The 19,483-nt window shown below is 56.6% G+C and carries 19 protein-coding genes; 12 read left to right on the forward strand and 7 right to left on the reverse strand.

What is annotated here, in order from left to right; all coding sequences use genetic code 11:
• Positions 1-11 precede the first annotated feature (11 nt).
• Both CKV99_RS03245 and CKV99_RS03250 read left to right on the forward strand, forming a co-directional pair.
• The gene (locus CKV99_RS03245) at positions 12-329 is read left to right on the forward strand and encodes a hypothetical protein (protein ID WP_095114665.1); all 318 of its coding nucleotides are present in this window, start codon (positions 12-14) and stop codon (positions 327-329) included.
• Between the two features lie 78 nt (positions 330-407).
• Positions 408-1,766 carry a hypothetical protein gene (locus CKV99_RS03250; protein ID WP_095114666.1) on the forward strand — a complete coding sequence of 453 codons (1,359 nt, stop codon included), beginning with the start codon at positions 408-410 and terminating at the stop codon, positions 1,764-1,766.
• A 486-nt stretch (positions 1,767-2,252) separates the two neighbouring features.
• On the opposite strand, the gene CKV99_RS03255 is transcribed toward CKV99_RS03250, so the two are convergent.
• A complete protein-coding gene (locus tag CKV99_RS03255; RefSeq protein WP_092261141.1) occupies positions 2,253-2,477 on the reverse strand; it encodes a hypothetical protein in 225 nt (74 codons plus the stop codon).
• A gap of 955 nt (positions 2,478-3,432) precedes the next feature.
• Here CKV99_RS03255 and CKV99_RS03265 point away from each other — a divergent pair.
• On the forward strand, positions 3,433-3,795 hold the full coding sequence (locus CKV99_RS03265) for a hypothetical protein (protein WP_143063505.1): 363 nt from the start codon (positions 3,433-3,435) through the stop codon (positions 3,793-3,795).
• Positions 3,796-3,879: 84 nt separating this feature from the next.
• Positions 3,880-4,746: a DNA-methyltransferase gene (locus tag CKV99_RS03270; RefSeq protein WP_092261145.1), complete on the forward strand. Its 867-nt coding sequence runs from the start codon at positions 3,880-3,882 to the stop codon at positions 4,744-4,746.
• Here the strand turns inward: CKV99_RS03270 and CKV99_RS03275 are convergent.
• Positions 4,743-5,411, reverse strand: coding sequence for a PDDEXK family nuclease (locus CKV99_RS03275; RefSeq protein ID WP_092261147.1), 669 nt, complete (start codon positions 5,409-5,411; stop codon positions 4,743-4,745). The genes CKV99_RS03270 and CKV99_RS03275 overlap by 4 nt on opposite strands.
• Positions 5,412-5,663: 252 nt before the next feature.
• On the opposite strand from CKV99_RS03275, the gene CKV99_RS15155 reads away from it, so the two are divergent.
• On the forward strand, positions 5,664-6,029 hold the full coding sequence (locus CKV99_RS15155; protein WP_231910156.1) for a hypothetical protein: 366 nt from the start codon (positions 5,664-5,666) through the stop codon (positions 6,027-6,029).
• 372 nt (positions 6,030-6,401) lie between these two features.
• Entirely contained in the window at positions 6,402-8,372 is a 1,971-nt protein-coding gene (locus CKV99_RS03285) for a hypothetical protein (RefSeq protein ID WP_092261151.1), read from the forward strand.
• A gap of 107 nt (positions 8,373-8,479) precedes the next feature.
• On the opposite strand, the gene CKV99_RS03290 is transcribed toward CKV99_RS03285, so the two are convergent.
• On the reverse strand, positions 8,480-8,794 hold the full coding sequence (locus tag CKV99_RS03290; protein ID WP_092261153.1) for a hypothetical protein: 315 nt from the start codon (positions 8,792-8,794) through the stop codon (positions 8,480-8,482).
• Between the two features lie 265 nt (positions 8,795-9,059).
• Positions 9,060-9,347 carry a helix-turn-helix domain-containing protein gene (locus tag CKV99_RS03295; RefSeq protein WP_092261154.1) on the reverse strand — a complete coding sequence of 96 codons (288 nt, stop codon included), beginning with the start codon at positions 9,345-9,347 and terminating at the stop codon, positions 9,060-9,062.
• A 59-nt stretch (positions 9,348-9,406) separates the two neighbouring features.
• Here CKV99_RS03295 and CKV99_RS03300 point away from each other — a divergent pair, with 59 nt between their 5' ends.
• The 4 genes from CKV99_RS03300 to CKV99_RS03315 all read left to right on the forward strand — a co-directional run bounded on the left by CKV99_RS03300 (position 9,407) and on the right by CKV99_RS03315 (position 13,525).
• Positions 9,407-9,805, forward strand: coding sequence for a hypothetical protein (locus CKV99_RS03300; RefSeq protein ID WP_092261157.1), 399 nt, complete (start codon positions 9,407-9,409; stop codon positions 9,803-9,805).
• A complete protein-coding gene (locus tag CKV99_RS03305) occupies positions 9,763-10,455 on the forward strand; it encodes a hypothetical protein (RefSeq protein WP_143063506.1) in 693 nt (230 codons plus the stop codon). Before CKV99_RS03300 ends, CKV99_RS03305 begins: the two co-directional genes overlap by 43 nt.
• 203 nt (positions 10,456-10,658) lie before the next feature.
• Positions 10,659-11,618: a site-specific integrase gene (locus CKV99_RS03310; protein WP_157728374.1), complete on the forward strand. Its 960-nt coding sequence runs from the start codon at positions 10,659-10,661 to the stop codon at positions 11,616-11,618.
• A 50-nt stretch (positions 11,619-11,668) separates the two neighbouring features.
• Positions 11,669-13,525, forward strand: coding sequence for a hypothetical protein (locus CKV99_RS03315; protein ID WP_095114668.1), 1,857 nt, complete (start codon positions 11,669-11,671; stop codon positions 13,523-13,525).
• A gap of 208 nt (positions 13,526-13,733) precedes the next feature.
• On the opposite strand, the gene glnA is transcribed toward CKV99_RS03315, so the two are convergent.
• Positions 13,734-15,170 carry a type I glutamate--ammonia ligase gene (gene glnA / locus CKV99_RS03320; RefSeq protein ID WP_092254399.1) on the reverse strand — a complete coding sequence of 479 codons (1,437 nt, stop codon included), beginning with the start codon at positions 15,168-15,170 and terminating at the stop codon, positions 13,734-13,736.
• Positions 15,171-15,312: 142 nt separating this feature from the next.
• On the opposite strand from glnA, the gene CKV99_RS03325 reads away from it, so the two are divergent.
• Together CKV99_RS03325 and CKV99_RS03330 are read left to right on the forward strand one after the other, a co-directional pair.
• Positions 15,313-15,789 (forward strand): RDD family protein, encoded by a 477-nt coding sequence (locus tag CKV99_RS03325; protein WP_092255601.1) that lies wholly within the window; start codon positions 15,313-15,315, stop codon positions 15,787-15,789.
• 51 nt (positions 15,790-15,840) lie between these two features.
• Positions 15,841-17,430, forward strand: a complete 1,590-nt coding sequence (locus CKV99_RS03330; protein ID WP_092254402.1) for an aspartate:alanine exchanger family transporter — start codon at positions 15,841-15,843, stop codon at positions 17,428-17,430.
• Between the two features lie 47 nt (positions 17,431-17,477).
• Here the strand turns inward: CKV99_RS03330 and CKV99_RS03335 are convergent, their stop codons facing one another.
• Together CKV99_RS03335 and lipA are read right to left on the reverse strand one after the other, a co-directional pair.
• Positions 17,478-18,269: a DUF4191 domain-containing protein gene (locus tag CKV99_RS03335; protein ID WP_092254404.1), complete on the reverse strand. Its 792-nt coding sequence runs from the start codon at positions 18,267-18,269 to the stop codon at positions 17,478-17,480.
• A 129-nt stretch (positions 18,270-18,398) separates the two neighbouring features.
• A complete protein-coding gene (gene lipA / locus CKV99_RS03340) occupies positions 18,399-19,448 on the reverse strand; it encodes a lipoyl synthase (RefSeq protein WP_092254407.1) in 1,050 nt (349 codons plus the stop codon).
• Positions 19,449-19,483 lie beyond the last annotated feature (35 nt).

A 19,483-nucleotide genomic window follows, 5' to 3' on the forward strand; every position in this document is an offset into this window, starting at 1 on the left:
GATACGGTTAAATGGACCTGCCCACCGAAGGCCCAGTCAGCTTAGAAATGGTTGAACTGGCTGCGCGTATCGTGGACACCTCCGGCGCACTGGAGATGCTTGCCGACTGGGACAAAGTAGATAACCCCACTCGCTACCGAGGAGGGCGAAAGCCATACATTCAGCCGCGCGGCGCCTTAATCCTCTTGGTTCTTGTTGGCCTGCTCGGCAAGCCACTCTATGTCAGTGAAGCGGCCGAGATCTTGCGCTTTCGTCTGCCAGGCAAGGCCTGGCAGGAGATCGGGTTGAACCTTTCCCACTTCGATGACCGTCAGAATGTCCAGTGTTAGTTCCGGCTGTGGCGCACTATCAAACACACCATTCGCCGGGTTATTGACCCTTACCCCGAGACCCCACATCACGGGCGGTTGACGCCGGAGAAATACGAGGAGCTTCGGGCCACTCGCGACCCTACCTTCATTGGTCAGCGTAAGAAGCGCGCTGCCTTACTCTCCTCGGCGTTCGCGCTCGCATCTGCGCGACTGATTGGCGACGACACTCTCACCAACTCCAAGGGAGATATGGCTATTGACGGCACCATGTTCCCGGTCACCGGCTACGGCTCTTTCGAGGGTCAGAAGCGAGTGCCTTCGACGCCTGACGCTGGCCACTATGTGCGTGAGGGCAACCACAACCCTAAAGACAATCCCCGGGCCAAGAAGTACGCTTGGGGCTTTGAGGCGACTTTCACGGTCACTAGCGGCGGTGAGTTCGGTGTCTCCGTCCCTCATTTGATTACTGGCTGTTCTATCGACAAGCCAGGCCACCGCATAGGGCTTAACGCCCGGCAGGCACTCGCTATCTATGAAGCTACCGGCCTGCCGCGCCGCTACATGTCAGGGGACATGGCCTACTCGCCCGGTGCAGCAGTAGACAACTACCAAAGGCCTATGCGTGCTGCCGGGTGGAAGCTGACTGGTGATATTCCCAACCGAGAAGAGTCACGGGGTATTCAAGGCGAGTACGAGGGTGTGGTCGTCGTTGATGGTCAGGCCTACTGCCCGTCAATTAAGACTATGCCCCAGCTTCTTGACCCGCGCAGCGTGCTAGAAGCAGGCGAGATCACCCAGGAGCAATTCGAGACGTTTATTGCCCAGCGTGAGGCCTTACGCCTGCGCACCAAGCAGATCAACAAAGACGGTTCGGTACGCTTTTCGTGCCCGGCGCTTGAAGGAAAGGTGAGCTGTCCGGTACGCAAGGCCGACAAACAGGCGCGTCTTTCTGCTGTTAAGAAGGCACGGTCTGGCCGTGTTCCGCTGCCGCTGACTGTAAAGCAGACGCCAGCGAAGGCCCAGCAGGGCGGAATCTGTACCAAGAAGTCGGTGACCGTCCCGCTCTACATAGACAAAGGCGGAAAAGACAACCTGAACAAACATCTCCACCAAGGCCCGCCGGTTTACACCGACCAGTGGCACGACGTTTACAAGCGAGGTCGTGCTGCTGTGGAAGCCCGTAATGCCAGTGCCAAGCATGACGTTGCCTTAGGTATGGGCGACCGTGCCAAGCGGGGTATGCGTGGTTTTGACGGTTTCGCAGTGTTGCTCACCGTCCTTGTCGCGGCGTCGAATGCGTTGCGTGTTATTGGGTACCTGAAGCGTGGACGTGACGGCGACCTTGCACCCACCTCACCGGGCGGTGGTAGGCCACGCAAGAAGCGGGCGAAGGACAATGTGATTGGCGCTGCATGGAGTAACGCACCACCCGAAGAAGATCAACAAGCCGCCTAGGCCACGAGACCATACAGGTCCGTGGTCTGCACCTCGTGGGTATGAGCTAAAACGGCTGTTTTTCAACACCAAAGAACCACAAAAATTCACCCTAAAAGACCGAAAACCGGCCTGGCAGAACCTCCGCGCTGGAAGAATTTAGCAGACCGGCCCTCTAATCTAGTTTCGTAAATCTCCCCAGGTCAGAAGCATAAAAGTCCCAGCCCGGGACATTCACGAATCTCATTGACCAGCATGAAGCACACCCCTAGGGTAGCCCGTTCCCGCAAAACCTCCCCTGTTTTTCCCGCCGGATTCCGAACCAGCAGGTCAGGTCATATGAATCCAGGAGCGACGACCAGGGCCCAGGAAGACAGAGCAGTAGCGTAGGGGTTCGGCGTGACAGGACAGCTCGCCCCGTGGTGGCATACAAGAAGAAACCCGGCCCAGTGAGGTAACTGGGCCGGGTTTTATTGTGTCCCGGGTGGCACCGGAGGAGATTTGTGCCTAGTGCTCAAGCTTTTGCCACATGACGCTATAGCAAGTGCAGCCCTCGCCAATCGCATTCAGTTTACGGGTAACTTCAAGTGCTGTTGCCTGATACCCAAAAGAGGAGAGCATCTCGCCTGACGAGTCGCGGACCTCATAGCGGTAGGCAAACCGGGGCATAGTTCCGTTGCGACCGCTAGCGTCGTCGATGACGGCGTCCTCGCCAGGGTAGTGGGCACTCACCCCGCCCCTGGCTTCCTCTTCGCTAGGGGCGTCAGGGTCGCCCGCTCACTGTAGCGGTGCGCGTCAGGCGAGAGGTCGTAGGGGTCGACGCGAGCCACGAACGAGACCGTGCCGCCATTACTGATGCTGATACGGCCGATGGACTGCAGAAAGAGTGGCACCGAAGATGTGTTGATTTTCCGCCTGCAACCGTCCGGGTCAATGGCCCAAAGGTATCCGGTGTTGTGGGCGATGATGTGGGCGAGTGCCCTAGCCTGAGAGCTGTCTATGTCGATGTCAATGCGAACCGGAACGGTCGTAGGGTTGGGTCTTTCCAGGTGTTGTTCAGGGGTTTTATCGTCCCCGTGGCTGTGGTGGGTTGTCATAGGCCCCGTTGTTGCCTCTGGTGGGTCTGACGCTTAGTTGCTGGGTACACAGTGGGGGATAGGACTACCAACCATAACAAGGGGCGTCAGCGCTACCCGTAAAGGATTCCCCAGTTAGCTGACGAAAAGAGTGTGCCTTGAGCGAACAGCTTGCAATTTTCGTGGGGGTGTCCAATTCCTGTTGGGCGCTAATCGTTGTGTGGAATGCCAACAGCGATGTGCCGTGATCTAAATTATCAAGGATAAGATCAGCAGCTTCCCCACGAAGAATTCGCGGCAAAGCAAGGGGCAGGAAGCCTGTGTCCACAAGGGTGTGCAACGTTAGCCTGCATGGAATTAATTTGTGTGCAACAATCGACCTCGACGTCGCCGTTGAGACGGCGGGACGCCCCCGATCCTGCTTGAGCTCCCGCGACGTCCCTACTTCAATTCCTGTTTGAACGCTTCCTGCTGGCAGCTCAACATTGATGGCACTGCGATAGAACATTCAAAGGTGGCGAGGAGGCAAATCTCTGGACGGAGAGCTTCTGCTTTGTCGCCGTAGGCATCCGTCTTCCCTTTAACTGCCGAAGTACCGATACTATGTAAGAATGTCGGAGATGCAGTCCAGCAAGAGAGGTCGCCGCCGAAGGACCCCTCTCAAGGAACTCTACCCCGGTTTTCCGTACGTCAATGAGTCCGTGATGGACCCTGAAGCTATAAAAGCACAACGCTTTGCGATTAACCTCGGTGAGACGATTAAAGAATTTATTGAGCGGGGAGAGTGCTCCAGCCTTCGTGACTTCTCTAGGAAGGTGGGAATTGCCCACAATATGCTCATCAGCTACATGGACGGGTCAGTGTGGATAGACGGGCATACCCTCGCCAAGCTGGAGACGATGACCGGGCGTCCGCTCTGGGACCCACGGACAGTGCGCCGAAAGTTGCCTCCCCAGAATGAGCCCGATGGTTAATTTTAACTACCACATGTGATAAAGTGACTCCCGGATTCGGCTCCATACGTGTCGGACATGAACTTATCGTAGAGGCGAACAAAGATGATCGAACCTGTCTACACCACTGAACACGGAAAGCTGTACCAGGGTGACTGCATCGAATTTATGGAAGGCCAGTCACCTGAGCAGTTTGACGTTATTTTCGCAGACCCACCGTTCAACCTTAATAAGGAATACGGTAGGAAGGTCAACGACAAGTTGTCGGACGAGGAGTACTTGGAATGGACTTATCGGTGGCTTGACCTGTGCGTTCCTCTTCTTAGGGAAGGGGGAGCTCTCTGGGTCTACAACCTGCCAAAGTGGAACATCATGTCGGGCGCTCACCTTATGGGCAATGAAGAGCTGACCTTCCGTCACCAGGTAGCTGTCTCGATGAAGTCATCCCTGCCAATAAAGAATAAGTTGTATCCTGCTCACTACTCCCTGCTTTATTTCATCAAAGGTAAGCGTCCAAAGTCGTTTACGAAGGTGCGGACCCCCTATGAGCGCTGTCGTCACTGCGGAGGTTTTATCAAAGACTACGGTGGGCATATCAAAAAGATGAACCCAGAGGGTGTGAACCTGACAGATGTCTGGACTGACCTTTCACCGGTGCGCCACAAGAAGACTAAGTTCCGGAAAGCAAACGCGTTGCCTGAAAAGATGTTAGACCGAGTCTTGACGGTATCTGGGTTCGAGGGGGCTACCGTCTTCGACCCATTTGGGGGTTCTGGCACAACGTACGCGGTGGCCGAGCAAAAGCACCTTAACTGGGTGGGGATCGAACTTGGTGACGTTGAGCCGATTATCGCCAGGCTCCAGGGGGGCAAGGTTGACAATGTTATGCCCAACCTGGGTAGTGCTTCACCAGTGAGGGGACAGCGCGGCTTGCTCCCCGAGGGGCAGGAAGACACCGGACGCCTTTTCTAGTTCCCTTCCTGCGCTTCTCTGGCCCGCTTCTGGGCGAGTCCGTCCCTTCCTCCCTTGAAGTAGGGGACTTCTGAACTGAGGCCGTCTTGTTCTACAACGACGAACCCGAACAGGAAGGGGTCAGACGAGAGATTCTCTACCTTCCTGTAAAGGTCAAAGTAGGGTTCCATCTCGTTTAAGTTTCCGATCCGGTCGGTTAGGTGAAGGTACATGTCTTTACTTGGGAGAACTACTACTCCGCCACTGGCGTGACCGTCGAGAATGGCCATCAATATGCGATTGGCGGCACGGTGCGACGATGAAATATTCCCCGTCTCCCACTCCACGATAAAAGGTCGGACTTCTCCCCTAAAGTCGAATACTGCATCACACTTTCCCAAGCCAGGGTGAACGCTTTTCTCAAATTGCCACCCCTGGTCACGAAGATTGTCGATGAACCCCTTCTTAATGGGGACGACACCATTAACCGTCACTCCGGCCTGCTTCTTGAGGTCCCTCCCCGTCGCCTGATCCACAGCACGGGGGCGAAGCAGAAATCTGCCTGTTCCTGGCGGGTTATCATTGGCTTGGATAGCTCTCTCGATCATCTCCCTGACCTGCAAGAACTCGGTAGATTGAGAGTATCCACCTTGGTCTTGCAAAATCTTCCAATCAACGATCTTCATCCAAGTGACTCCTTCTGGTTCTCCTGCAACGTTCCAGAGAGGATTGTTCTTGCGAAAAGTGTGCAGCGCGTCCCTTTTAAGGTATTGGTCATTTCTAACTAACCGAAGCGGGGCCACTGTTTCACCCAGTATTCGAGACACGAGTAGTCCTGAGAGAGGACAGGGATACCACAGGTTAAGGCTGCGCAGTAGAGTCGGGTTCGAGCAAGCGAGTGGGTTTGCCGAAGTTTCACGATGAAGGGGTGCAGGACTGTGTCTAAGTCAGTTGGTCAACAAGGCGGAAGCGCGGAACAGGGACCGGGAGGTAAGGAGCAGATGATCCGGGCTGCGCACGACTACGGAACCAGATTCCTTAATAGCTTCCTCGGAGAATCAGCGGATGAAGTTTTTTGGGCGGGGGTCGAAAACGCTGCATGCGCGCTGTATGAGGGTGGGGTATCTCAGAAAATGGTCCCCGGTCTACTGGTTAAATACTGGGGGATCGACTGGAACACAGCTGAGGAAATGGCGGTGGAAGGAAAGGCCAGCGTTGTGCGCTCAAAGCGAGACCTGGCCGAATATGAAAAGGGGCTTTTGAGTGAGGGGCCACGAAGGCGGAAGAAGAAAGAAGATATTTAGGGTCTTGGGTGATGTCGGTGCTCACTCCGGTAAGAGTTTGCGGAGGCATCACTTTAGACCCATCCAGAAAGGGCAGCTCTCCGATGCTCTTAGCGCCCACTTTCTTTCCGGGGGCAGCGGCACTACCATCGCCAGGAAATTTCTGGCTTCGTCCCTATCTACCGTTTCCGCTTCGCCGCCATCTTAAACCTCGCAAGGGTTGTCTGATCTCTCGACCCATATGTAAGCATGAGGGGCGAGCTGGTTCCACCTTACGATCGTTCGCCCAAAGCATCGCCTGGGCCGTCAATGTGAGGTTTGCTCGGTTCGACCCTCCTGGTATTTGCAACAAGGCGCGTGTATTGTACTGCGGGCGGAGAGTAGCCTGAGTGTATGTCTGCTATTGAAGACAATGCTGTCAGGGTGTTTAGTCACATTATTGGTCGGACGAAACGGCTTGATCCGATGATCGACACCGGGGATAGAACCCCGCTCACTGATGGGCATATCGAGATCTACCGAGACGAACACAATCAGGGCGGCAGCTACAAATTAGGAGACAGGAATTGTATCGGCCGTCTTACCGTTCAGGTGAAGGGTAAAATTGCAAACTCTCTTTCTTCGTTCTCTATGAAGCGGGAACACCTGGAGGGGATTGAAGCTATTGGTGGAGTCGTGCTCTTAGTTGCCGCTCTGAGAAAGAGTGACCTTAGGCCTAAGAAGCTTTATTACGCCGACCTTAACGTTAGAAACACTAAGGCGTTGTTGGAGCAGATGCGCGACGGCCAAAAAACCAAGGCGGTCCCGCTCAGGATATTTCCCAGAAAACCAGATGCGGTCTACGGTCTGGTTTGCCATCTCCGTGAAAGTCAGAAAAATCAGCCGATCCCCCTTGAGGTATCGTCGCTGAAAGAGTTGACAGGGATGTCTCTTACCGTCCTGCGCGAGGTGGATATGTCCAAGCGACAGGTGTTTGGGGCCCCTGGAAGCAGTGACATTGTCACAGTGCGGACACCTAGCGGTCATGACCAGGCGATTGATACGGTGCTTTACTTCGTTCCCGAGGATTACTTATTGCATGACATCGAGGGTTTAGAGGTCTCCTGCGGCGACATTACCTTCCATCGAATACGCAGGAGAAAGTTAAACGACAGAGAGGTAGAGGTCTTTTTCTCCCCGGGTCTCAGTTTTGTTTTCGGCCTTGAATCAGACCCTGAAACCGGTGATCGGGACGTAAAGGTTAACTTCCATACCCAGAGGAGACTGTATTACGCGTTGCAGGACCTTCGTTTTCTCAAAAATATGGCCAGTGGCAGCGTCATTGAATTCGACTCTTCACCTGCTTTGCGTTACCAGCCGAGGGGCAATGCGGATGACCTGGGGATGCTCAGAGCGCTGCGTCCATTCGAGGACATGGAAAAGATCTGTTATGAGTTTGGGGTGGACACCAAACTTTTTGACGTGACCAGTCTGTCTCAGTCTCAGTCAGCGTTGGAGGCGTTGGAAAATCTGGCCCACCTTCTTCTTTACAAGGGGGACGTCAGGGTCAATGAAACCGACAATCGCAGGCAGGATATTGATATTGGTGGACTCAAGATCCGGTTGGTCTGGCGATTGGACGAGGAGAAGAACACGTGGAGGGTTAAGAGCCTGTTTGACTCAGACTCACTTGACTATCGCATGGCCCCTGTCGACGAGAACGGTGAGATAGGGGAACCTCAAATGGTCACCCCTTTTGAGGTTCTGTGTGACAGAAATTCGTTGGAGGTCGAGGGGGTATCGGAAGCTGAAGCACTCTCGCGGACCCTGAACCTTAACCCAGAGGGCGTTACCAGTGCCTATGAGTCTGTTGGCGAAGAAAACCGTTCGACGTATGAAAATGCGACGGTGTTGAATCTGATTAAGGCTGCTGACATGCAGGTAGAACGCAGGAAAGAGCTTCTTGACATGGCGCAGCGGCTTAATGATTGGATCTTGGCACATGACCCCATTGAGGGGGTCTCGGTCATAAACAGGGCTCAAATCAAGTATCGCCTGGGTAGTTTAAGCGAGGGTGACACCACGGAGCTAGAAGAGATCTGGATGGGGGCGCAGAACGGAGAGTACGGGCAGATGTCCCTTGGGGTAGAGGCTGCAACATCTATCCTCCTCGGATACCACGATGGTGTTGACTATACCCTGAGGAAAATGCCCAAAGAGGATCGCGAAACGTTCAGGGACTTTCCGATTTATTTCCTGTACGAGAACAAGGGCACCGATTATCACGTAGGCGAGCCAAACAATGATGATGAATGGCAGGCGTTGGAAAAGAAGCACCAGGACGAGGAGTTTCAGGCGCTAGCGGACGATGCCTTTGGCAAATAAGGTCACGGCCCCCTGAGCTGGGTCGGGTAGTACGAGGCAGTGAAGCCTGGCGACAAACTAACGCTTAGATATGTGACCGGTTCCACTGCTCCTTGCTTCGGTGACGGCTACTCCGGCCTAGGCCCCGTCCACAATCTACGTCTCGCAACCGTCTCGAATTTCGCCACGGTCACCGAGTCGGGCCACACGTCCCCCTGAAGGACTTTCGTCAGCACTGACTTCACCACGCCAGCCTGACGGCATAGCTCGGCTTGGGATGTCCCCGCAGCGGTCGCCGACTCGACGAACGTGGCGAGGTTGGAGACGAAGTCCTGGACGATTCCGTGCGCGCCTTCTGCTGTCGTGTCGTTAGGCCAGTCGGGGTAGAGCTCGCGAGGGGTTTGTCTGCGGGTGCGTCCTCGCTTGGGTGGTGGGGTGGTCACGGACCTTAGCCTACCTGGCAGGAATTGATACGTGGCATTGTCCCGTACCGCTAGTAAATGCGGCTGGAAAGCAGACTTTTCTGTGGTCTAAAGCTACCACCCCTTAGAGGGAAATTGCCGGCTCCTATGAAGTAAAACCGCAGCTTTTAGCAATCACGATCCGGCAAGACGGATTAATCCGGAGATCCGGAGGGGCGAAAGGTTTTCCTACCAGGTCGCAAGTCAGCCGTGAAAACGTGGACGTATGCGAAAACATATTTTCGAGTTAATGTGGCCACAGCTCCTCGCCCAAGCCAGTTTCCAGACGTGCCAGGGTTTCCACGGTCGGCCAGAATGCTCCTTTGACGATGCTCGAAATAGTCGTCTCGGGGACGCCGGTTCCCCGCGAGACCACTTTGGCCGAGAGGTCGTTGGTTGCGTACTTGAGCCTTTTGGCCATTCGTTGCACCTTGGCGTGTGCCATGACGGTGGTGTCGCCGCTGTCATTCAGGCTCTTGTTAAAAGGCCACGAGTTGCCGTACAGGTTGCGAGGCGATCTAGGACTTTCTGGCATGGTTTGAGGCTAACGCGAAGCAGCGTCTGCGCCCAAGACGCCTCGCCGGAGGTGGGGCAATGAATTACAGGCCATTAAACCCCCAGCAACGCGAGATGCTCCTTGAGAAGGCGCGGAGCTACAGACCGCGACATAACCCAGTAAGTGACGAGGTGCTGGCGGTGATGCGGCAAGTCCTCATTGCCGGTGTGGAAGTCCACGGCCTAGATACCCTCGTCCGTGGCATTGCCGATGATAAGAAGCTGTCCACTGTCGGCGGTATGTTGGCCCGGTACATCCCCGCGATGATGGTGCTCGGTTCCGAACCGTCCGACCTGGATGACCTTTTTGATGGCGATAGGATTGCGTGGTGGGAAGTCCTCGTGAGGGGATTAATCCTGCAACAGCCAGGCGAGACCGGAACCTGCTGTGCGACGTGCAGATCTGGCTGTCTGATGATCCTGCTATTGCCTGGCTAGATAGGCACAGTATTGCCTTAGCGAGCCGACCGAAGCCCCGTTATGCCGGTGGCTATAGTCTCACCGAGCTTGCAGCGATATTCTCCTGGGCGTCTACGCACTCGACACAGGTTCGCCGGGACCTTTGTGTTGGTGTGGTTGCTCTGGCTTTCGGTGCGGGTTTGTCCACCAGCGAGATTCGGGAGGTAAAGACCGAGGACATCGCCCTTGACGGCAGCACTGTGGTGGTTGGGGACAGTCGTCTGAGTGTTCGCGATGAGGTATGCAATGCACTCGCTGACCTTCGCGCCCGTGACGTTTTCCCGCTGCCTGACACTCGCTACATCTCGACGATGAAGCAACCGCAGGGCATCCATGTCACACCACGAAGACTGATGCTTTCGTGGGCCGTCGCCAAGATGGCTGAGGGTACAACATTGCAGGCCGTTACGAGTCGGATACCCCGAGCGACAGCGTTGCGTGCGATGGAGGAGGTTTCGGGCTTCGGGTCGTGGCCTGAGGGTGTCATCTTGCGAAACGTGGTCAGTGACTATGCCGGAGCTGACAAGAGGACAAAGGGGACGAGAAAACCCAAGGCTAAAGCGGGCAAACAATCCAACAGCGAGCCCTCGCAAACCTATCCGCGACTTCGTCTTATTGAGGGTGGGTGAGCCTGGTGGTGTATGTGCCGCTCATGCCACTAAGCGTGCTTGGACCTAGACGACATCGCGTGTCCTGTGGTAGCGTTTCTTTTAAGAAACCACCACAGGAGTTAGCTCACCTTCTTTCTCTTTTCTGTCACCCCGCCGGGAACCCACCACCCCGGCGAGTGTGGCGAGAAAGGTTGGGTGCGCTTGTTAGGAGACCGTTGGAGATGTCGAACACGCACGATTTTGGCGACCTTATTTTCAGCTACCGACCACGCTCGATAGCAGCAGGAGACTGGGAGCAGGTACGCGCATATGTCACTGCCGTAGCCATAGACCACCTTGCGCCGAAAGCAACGTCGCGCGCTGACCTGCGCAACCAGATGCTTGCCGTTGCGACCGCTGCCGTTGCAGCGTTGCGTCTTGGGCGAGGAGTCACTCACCAGGAGGTGCTCGCCCCGGAGGTTATCGAGTTTGCCATTGCCAGTAGCAAGCTCACTAGCCGGGTTAAGGGCGTGCGCCGGTCTATCCTGATCGCGCTTGGTGAGGAGCTTAACCCCGAGTGGCCGCTATACGTCGGTGCGCGCTACGGCTACAAAACACCAGATGCACCCTACACAGAGCAGGAACTAGCTCTGCTTGGCCAGTGGGCTAGCGGTCGTTCTACCGACTACCAACGACGCGGTGCCATGACACTACTAGCGCTGGGAGCTGGTGTTGGGCTGCGTATTGGGGAGATGGCGCACCTGCGGGTGTGTGATGTGAGTCAAGACGGTCAGGGGGTAACAGTCACCGCTTCGGGCTACCGAGGAGCAGAACCTCGTCATGTGCCCGTCCGGGCCGAGTGGGAGGACGAATTAAAAGAAGCTATTGCCGACCTTGACCCCGACAGCCTTGCTCTTTTCCCCAACCGCAGCCAACCCACCACAGAATCGGTGGCTGCGATTATCACCCGCATTGGCAAGCCTCACCGGGTCCATCTGGATACCCGCAGGCTGCGCACGACGTGGGTCGTCACGCTGATGCACGAATACGTGCCTGAATCAGTCATCGCGCCAGCAGCAGGCCTGGCAAGTCTTCAGCATTACAAGAAGTGGCTGACCCCGGCCAACGTCAACCAGGAGCAGGCTTTTGCCTTGCTTCGTGGCGGTACACGTCACGGCAGTACAGGCCTGCGAGTGCTCTAGAAGTTAGCGCCACAACACAACAACCACACAGCGGGAAGGAGGTGACCACGATGTCCACCCAAACACCAGCAGGCACCACGGCACCAGCGAACATTGCCGATGCGATTCTTAATGGTGAGTTTGCTCAGTTAAAAGTCGGTGAGCTGAAGGCAATGGACTTACCTACAGAGGGGCCAGTCAGCTTAGAAATGGTTGAACTGGCTGCGCGTATCGTGGACACCTCCGGCGCACTGGAGATGCTTGCCGACTGGGACAAAGTAGATAACCCCACTCGCTACCGAGGAGGGCGAAAGCCATACATTCAGCCGCGCGGCGCCTTAATCCTCTTGGTTCTTGTTGGCCTGCTCGGCAAGCCACTCTATGTCAGCGAAGCGGCCGAGATCTTGCGCTTTCGTCTGCCAGGCAAGGCCTGGCAGGAGATCGGGTTGAACCTTTCCCACTTCGATGACCGTCAGAATGTCCAGTGGTACTTCCGGCTGTGGCGCACTATCAAACACACCATTCGCCGGGTTATTGACCCTTACCCCGAGACCCCACATCACGGGCGGTTGACGCCGGAGAAATACGAGGAGCTTCGGGCCACTCGCGACCCTACCTTCATTGGTCAGCGTAAGAAGCGCGCTGCCTTACTCTCCTCGGCGTTCGCGCTCGCATCTGCGCGACTGATTGGCGACGACACTCTCACCAACTCCAAGGGAGATATGGCTATTGACGGCACCATGTTCCCGGTCACCGGCTACGGCTCTTTCGAGGGTCAGAAGCGAGTGCCTTCGACGCCTGACGCTGGCCACTATGTGCGTGAGGGCAACCACAACCCTAAAGACAATCCCCGGGCCAAGAAGTACGCTTGGGGCTTTGAGGCGACTTTCACGGTCACTAGCGGCGGTGAGTTCGGTGTCTCCGTCCCTCATTTGATTACTGGCTGTTCTATCGACAAGCCAGGCCACCGCATAGGGCTTAACGCCCGGCAGGCACTCGCTATCTATGAAGCTACCGGCCTGCCGCGCCGCTACATGTCAGGGGACATGGCCTACTCGCCCGGTGCAGCAGTAGACAACTACCAAAGGCCTATGCGTGCTGCCGGGTGGAAGCTGACTGGTGATATTCCCAACCGAGAAGAGTCACGGGGTATTCAAGGCGAGTACGAGGGTGTGGTCGTCGTTGATGGTCAGGCCTACTGCCCGTCAATTAAGACTATGCCCCAGCTTCTTGACCCGCGCAGCGTGCTAGAAGCAGGCGAGATCACCCAGGAGCAATTCGAGACGTTTATTGCCCAGCGTGAGGCCTTACGCCTGCGCACCAAGCAGATCAACAAAGACGGTTCGGTACGCTTTTCGTGCCCGGCGCTTGAAGGAAAGGTGAGCTGTCCGGTACGCAAGGCCGACAAACAGGCGCGTCTTTCTGCTGTTAAGAAGGCACGGTCTGGCCGTGTTCCGCTGCCGCTGACTGTAAAGCAGACGCCAGCGAAGGCCCAGCAGGGCGGAATCTGTACCAAGAAGTCGGTGACCGTCCCGCTCTACATAGACAAAGGCGGAAAAGACAACCTGAACAAACATCTCCACCAAGGCCCGCCGGTTTACACCGACCAGTGGCACGACGTTTACAAGCGAGGTCGTGCTGCTGTGGAAGCCCGTAATGCCAGTGCCAAGCATGACGTTGCCTTAGGTATGGGCGACCGTGCCAAGCGGGGTATGCGTGGTTTTGACGGTTTCGCAGTGTTGCTCACCGTCCTTGTCGCGGCGTCGAATGCGTTGCGTGTTATTGGGTACCTGAAGCGTGGACGTGACGGCGACCTTGCACCCACCTCACCGGGCGGTGGTAGGCCACGCAAGAAGCGGGCGAAGGACAATGTGATTGGCGCTGCATGGAGTAACGCACCACCCGAAGAAGATCAACAAGCCGCCTAGGCCACGAGACCATACAGGTCCGTGGTCTGCACCTCGTGGGTATGAGCTAAAACGGCTGTTTTTCAACACCAAAGAACCACAAAAATTCACCCTAAAAGACCGAAAACCGGCCTGGCAGAACCTCCGCGCTGGAAGAATTTAGCAGACCGGCCCTCTAATCTAGTTTCGTAAATCTCCGCAGGTCAGAAGCATAAAAGTCCCAGCCCACCTAGCAATCAAAGTACAGCTCAAACTCCAGTGGGGTGGGGCGCACGCGCGCCGGCTGGATCTCGTTTTCATACTTCAGGTCAATGTAGGTCTCTATCAGATCAGAGGTAAACACATCGCCCTCGATGAGGAAGTCGTGGTCTTTCTGCAACGCTTCCAGCGAAGCCTCCAGGGAGGTTGGTGCCTGCGGGATGGACTTAGCCTCCTCCGGTGGCAACTCGTAGAGGTCTTTGTCTACCGGTTCGTGAGGCTCAATGCGATTTTTAATACCGTCCAGCCCTGCCATCAACATCGCGGCAAATCCCAGGTATGGGTTGCCCGATGGGTCGGGTGCGCGGAACTCGATGCGCTTTGCCTTCGGGTTATTGCCCGTGATCGGGATGCGCACCGCCGCGGAGCGGTTGCGCTGCGAGTACACCAGGTTGATCGGCGCCTCGTAGCCCTTGACCAGGCGGTGGTAAGAGTTCAGAGTGGGGTTAGTAAACGCCAGCACCGCGCCCGCGTGATGCAGCAGGCCACCGATGTACCAGCGTGCCATATCGCTCAAACCACCGTAGCCGGACTCGTCATAGAACAACGGCTCCCCGTCCTTCCACAGGGACTGGTGCACGTGCATACCGGAGCCATTGTCACCAGCGACTGGCTTCGGCATGAAGGTGGCCACCTTGCCGTAGTGGGCGGCAGTCTGCTTGATCACGTACTTGAAGGATTGCAGATCATCCGCTGCCGCCAGCAGGGTATTGAAACGGTAGTTGATCTCATTTTGTCCGGCGGTGCCTACCTCGTGGTGGAAGCGCTCCAGGTGAAAACCGTTATCGCGCAGATTCTTGGCCATCGCGTCGCGGATCTCCAATGTCTGGTCATACGGCGGCACGGGGAAGTAGCCACCCTTCACGCGTGTCTGGTTGCCCAAGTTGGGGGAGCCGTCCAGCTTGGTGTCCTTGCCCCGGTTCCACCAACCCTCATCGGAGTCCACCTCATAAAAGGCTTGGTTGTTATCCACAAAGTACTTCACCTTGTCGAAGATGAAGAACTCAGCCTCCGCCCCCATGGAGCAGGTGTCTGCGATACCGGTGGACTGCAGATACTCCTCAGCCTTGGCTGCCACATTGCGCGGGTCGCGGGAGAAAGGCTCGCGGGTGAAAGGGTCATTGACGAAGAACTTCATGTTCAGCGTCTTGGTAGAACGAAACGGGTCAATCTTGGCGGTAGTGACGTCTGGCAACAGGATCATGTCGGACTCGTCGATCGTCGTAAAGCCCCGCACAGAAGAACCATCAAAAGCCAGGCCCTCTTCCGCTGCCTCTTCATCGAACTCGCTGGCAGGCAGTGAGAAGTGCTGCTCGATGCCGGGGACGTCGGTGAAGCGGACATCGAGAAATTCGACGTCTTCGTCCTTAATAAACTGGATCACATCTTGAACGGACTGAAACGTCATAGGAAAACTCCTGACACTTGTGGTAGCTGGGTACGAACACTGTTGGCCAATCTTACAAACTAGTTGGCCCAAGCGCCGAAGAAAATTTTTCACGTCGATTATGGTTTTCGCCACACACGCGCACCCGACTAGGCTGAAACCCATGGCACAGAAGAAGCGCAGCTGGCTTGACGGCCCGGAAATCGCGGGCGAGAACGATGACCCACACGCACCAGGAAAGTGGCCCGGCGAAAAAATTGGGCTGCCCGAAACAGGCTCCGGCGCCCAAGCATCAGTAGCACGTCGCGCCGGGGCAGTCTTAATCGACTGGATCGTCGCATCGATCATCGCCAATTTCTTGGTTTCGTTCACAGACTTCCATATCGGTCGAGCAGGGACCCCCCTTTTAGTGTGGGTCATTCTAGGTATTATCTGCGGCTGGCTTTTCGCCCGGACACCCGGCATGGCAGTGCTGGGCATGGGTGTGGCGCGTATCGACGTCCCCGGCGCCCACGTCGGGTTCTGGCGTGCAGCGGTGCGAACCCTTCTGACCTCGTTTGTGCTGCCCGCCGCCATGGTAGACACCGACGGCCGTGGCATGCATGACCGTGCAACTGGAACTACAGTGATACGTAGCTAAAAAATTTCCTTAGCTCATTTCCGTACTAACTGAAGAGAAAGAACAGAGTTCGTGCTGCAGGCCCTCGCCGATAACCAAGTACTCCTCCTAGCTTTATTGGTGGGGCTGGGCATGCTCGTTGCACGGCTGCGCATCAAAGGTATTTCGCTGGGTGCAGCTGCCGTACTCTTCGTCTCTTTGATTGTGACGGCCTATGCCTCCACCCAGGGCGTGGAACTGCAGCTATCCCACGACATTTCCACACTAGGCCTCGTCTTGTTCGCATTTGCCATCGGTATCACCTCCGGCCCGAACTTCTTCCACACGCTGCGCACCTCCGTGGGGGAGCTGGCCGGCTACGTAGTGATTCTGGTGCTCACCGCTGGTGTGGCTTTGGGTGTGGGACGGTTGCTCGGCCTCGATATTGCCACGATTGCCGGTACGTTTGCCGGCGCGCTGACCAACACCCCAGCACTGTCTGCCGCGGGTACCTCGTCGGGAGATGCAGCCGCTGCCACCGTGGGCTACGCCATCGCCTACATCTTCGGTGTGCTGGGCATGCTTATCTTCGCCCTAGTGGCACTGAGCAAGGCCAAGAGCGACACCGACGCGCCAGACCCAGTACTCAACCGCACCATCGAGGTGAAACGCACCGACCGCCCCGTGGTCGAAGACGTACAGAACTACGTGGGATCTGAAATGGTGTTCTCCCGCATTCAGCACGGAGCAGGCGGCACCATTGAAATCCCACATGTGCACACCCCCTTGGATTACGGCGATCTTGTGACCATCGTTGGCACAGAGCACCAGATGCATCAAGCTATCGAGTACCTTGGTAAACCGTCGAAACGCTCACTCATGCTGGACCGCAAAGACCTCGACTTCAGGCGCATGACACTGTCCAACTCCACACTAGCCGGCAAAACCGTGCGTGAAATCGATGCTGAAATCGACGAACGCTTCGGCGCGTACACCTCTCGTATCCGCCGAGGTGATACCGACAAGGTGGCCGAACAAGCCGAGAAACTGCAGCTGGGTGACCGGGTGCGTATCGTCGCCCCGCACGAGAACATGAAGGATATCGCCCACTACTTCGGCGACTCCTCCCGTGGCCTGACCGATATCAACCCAGTAGCGCTGGGCTTGGGGTTGGCGCTAGGAATTTTCCTGGGCACTATCGACATCCCCATGCCAGGAGGCGGCACGTTCTCCATCGGCGCCGCCGCAGGTGCCCTGCTGGTGGGGTTGGTGTTTGGCCGGATCGGCCGGATCGGCGGATTTGTCACGGCACTGCCGCAGACCACCTGTGCTGTGCTATCCGAGCTGGGGCTACTGATCTTCCTGGCCGCCGCTGGTACCACAGCAGGTGCACGCATTCTAGATGCGTTTGCTGGAGGCGCCTGGCTGTCGATCCTGGTCCTGGGCGCCATTATTACCGCGACCTACGGTGCAGGGCTTTTCGTGATGATGCGCTACCTGTTCCGCATGGGTGGCACCAAACTTTCCGGCTTCCTCGCGGGTGCGCAGACACAACCGGCCGTTCTCGCGTTTTCCAATGATCGCACAGGCTCCGATCCGCGTGTAGCACTCGGATACGCCATGGTGTACCCCGTGGCGATGATCGCGAAGATTTTGACAGCGCAGATCCTTGGCGGGTTCTAGCCGCCACCAACCGGGGCCAACCAGGGCTAAACAGCGCCAGCCGGGGCTTACTTGCCGCCGCGGCGCTCCTGCATTCGGCGCATCCGGCGGTTCATACCTGCCATGTTTTGGGCCTGTCGTGGCATGGGGCCTTTCGGCAGGCCAGCCATCTGGCCTCCGTGGGCGGCCTCCATCGCATCTAACTTCGCCGCGATGGCATACACCTCGTCCTTCTTATAATTGCGAGGAAGCTTCAGCATTTCCTTCTGCAGCTTCTTCAGAGGAACCTGGCCTTCGCCCTCGCCAACGTAAATCTCGTAAACAGGAACGCCGGCCAGCAGGCGGTCAACACGCTTATTCGTCTTATCCATCATTGGCTTCAGGCGTTTTTTGTCGCCCTCGCCAACAAGCACCACGCCGGGGTTGCCCACCACGCGGTGGATCGTGTCCATCGAACGATTCGCAGCCACACCAGTCTTGGTCACCCAGGCGATCCCCACGGTGTTCTTCATGTTTTCCAGCGTCCAGCCGGCAGCACCAGGGGTATCGCCAACCTCGTCATACATGGAACTTTCTAGGCGGCGAGTAAATACCCACAGTGCGGCCACCAGTCCAAAGAGGATACCAAAGAGGAGGAATAACCACTCAAGATTAAGTAGCAGGCCGATGAGAAAGAACACAGCAGCCACAACAACCACCGTGAGCACCATATACGGTACAAGCTTGTTATCACGCTTGCGCTGCAGCTTAAACGCCTGCCACATCTGGGAAAACGTTTGGTTCCGCTTGGCGCGTTTTGCTCGGCGCGCTTCCTTCTTCGCCGCCTTCTCGGCAGCCTTTGCACTCTTCGACTCAGCCATGGCCCCTACTTTAGCCAGACGCTGAGCAAATGCGTAAAAAGCCCCGCGCTGCTTGCTGCAAGAAGCGAAAAGTGCGGGGCGGGGCGTCGTTAAGCGCGTACGGGCACTGCCGCAACAACCGTAGGCGACTTAAGTGCGCGAAGCACCAACCGGATGATCCTTCGACGGGCCATACTTCTCCAACAAGGTTGAGGCTTCCTGGGCGGTAGCACCCTGCGAAGTTTCCTTCAAATGCTGCAAGTTCTCCGGCAGGTCCAGGCCACGGTGCTCCATCGCCTCGACGTAGAGCTTGCCGGCGCGGTACGAGGAACGCACCAGCGGGCCGGCCATCACAGCGCCGAAACCCATCTCATAGGCGGCGTCGCGGTACTCGATGAACTCCTCAGGCTTTACCCAACGCTCAATCGGATGGTAGTTCGGGCCCGGGCGCAGGTACTGGGTAATCGTAATGATGTCGGTACCAGCATCCACCATGTCTTGTAACGCTTGCATGACTTCCTCGCGTGTTTCGCCCATCCCCAAAATCAGGTTGGACTTGGTAATCAGGCCGAAGTCGCGGGCCTGGCGGATCACATCCAGGGAGCGGTCATAGCGAAAGGCGGGGCGGATGCGGCGAAAGATGCGCGGCACCGTCTCCAGATTGTGGGCAAAGACCTCGGGGCGTGCCTCGAAAACTTCCTGCAGCAAATCAGGCTTACCAGAGAAGTCCGGGGTGAGGTTTTCCACGCCGGTATGCGGATTGAGCTCATGGATCTTGCGCACCACCTCGGCGTACAGCCACGCACCCTCATCCTCCAGGTCGTCGCGGGTAACACCAGTGATGGTGGCGTAATTCAGGTTCATACCACGCACAGACTCAGCAACACGCTGGGGTTCCTCCACGTCCAGCGGTTCAGGCTTGGCGGAATTAATCTGACAAAAGTCGCAGCGGCGCGAGCAGTTCGCCCCACCGATCAGGAAGGTAGCCTCGCGGGATTCCCAACATTCGTGAATGTTAGGGCAACCGGCCTCCTGACACACAGTGTGCAGGTCAGCGCCTTTCACCTTGGTCTTCATGTCCTCATATTCGGGACCAGTCTTGACAGCGTTTCTAATCCAGCGCGGCTTCGACTCAATCGGGGTTTCCATGTTGCGTACTTCAATGCGTAGCAGCCGGCGTCCTTCAGGTGCAATAGTCACACGCTTTACCGTAGCTTTCTTTGATTGGGGTGTCG

The organism is Corynebacterium cystitidis (genome assembly GCF_900187295.1).
GTDB lineage: Bacteria > Actinomycetota > Actinomycetes > Mycobacteriales > Mycobacteriaceae > Corynebacterium > Corynebacterium cystitidis.

Excerpts from the sequence above, each read along its gene's own strand:
- CKV99_RS03245 (WP_095114665.1), top strand. The coding sequence starts at position 12 with ATGGACCTGCCCACCGAAGGCCCAGTCAGCTTAGAAATGGTTGAACTG.
- CKV99_RS03265 (WP_143063505.1), top strand. The coding sequence starts at position 3,433 with ATGTCGGAGATGCAGTCCAGCAAGAGAGGTCGCCGCCGAAGGACCCCT.
- CKV99_RS03270 (WP_092261145.1), top strand. The coding sequence starts at position 3,880 with ATGATCGAACCTGTCTACACCACTGAACACGGAAAGCTGTACCAGGGT.
- CKV99_RS03275 (WP_092261147.1), bottom strand. The coding sequence starts at position 5,411 with ATGAAGATCGTTGATTGGAAGATTTTGCAAGACCAAGGTGGATACTCT.
- CKV99_RS03285 (WP_092261151.1), top strand. The coding sequence starts at position 6,402 with ATGTCTGCTATTGAAGACAATGCTGTCAGGGTGTTTAGTCACATTATT.
- CKV99_RS03295 (WP_092261154.1), bottom strand. The coding sequence starts at position 9,347 with ATGCCAGAAAGTCCTAGATCGCCTCGCAACCTGTACGGCAACTCGTGG.
- CKV99_RS03300 (WP_092261157.1), top strand. The coding sequence starts at position 9,407 with ATGAATTACAGGCCATTAAACCCCCAGCAACGCGAGATGCTCCTTGAG.
- CKV99_RS03310 (WP_157728374.1), top strand. The coding sequence starts at position 10,659 with ATGTCGAACACGCACGATTTTGGCGACCTTATTTTCAGCTACCGACCA.
- CKV99_RS03315 (WP_095114668.1), top strand. The coding sequence starts at position 11,669 with ATGTCCACCCAAACACCAGCAGGCACCACGGCACCAGCGAACATTGCC.
- glnA (WP_092254399.1), bottom strand. The coding sequence starts at position 15,170 with ATGACGTTTCAGTCCGTTCAAGATGTGATCCAGTTTATTAAGGACGAA.
- CKV99_RS03325 (WP_092255601.1), top strand. The coding sequence starts at position 15,313 with ATGGCACAGAAGAAGCGCAGCTGGCTTGACGGCCCGGAAATCGCGGGC.
- CKV99_RS03335 (WP_092254404.1), bottom strand. The coding sequence starts at position 18,269 with ATGGCTGAGTCGAAGAGTGCAAAGGCTGCCGAGAAGGCGGCGAAGAAG.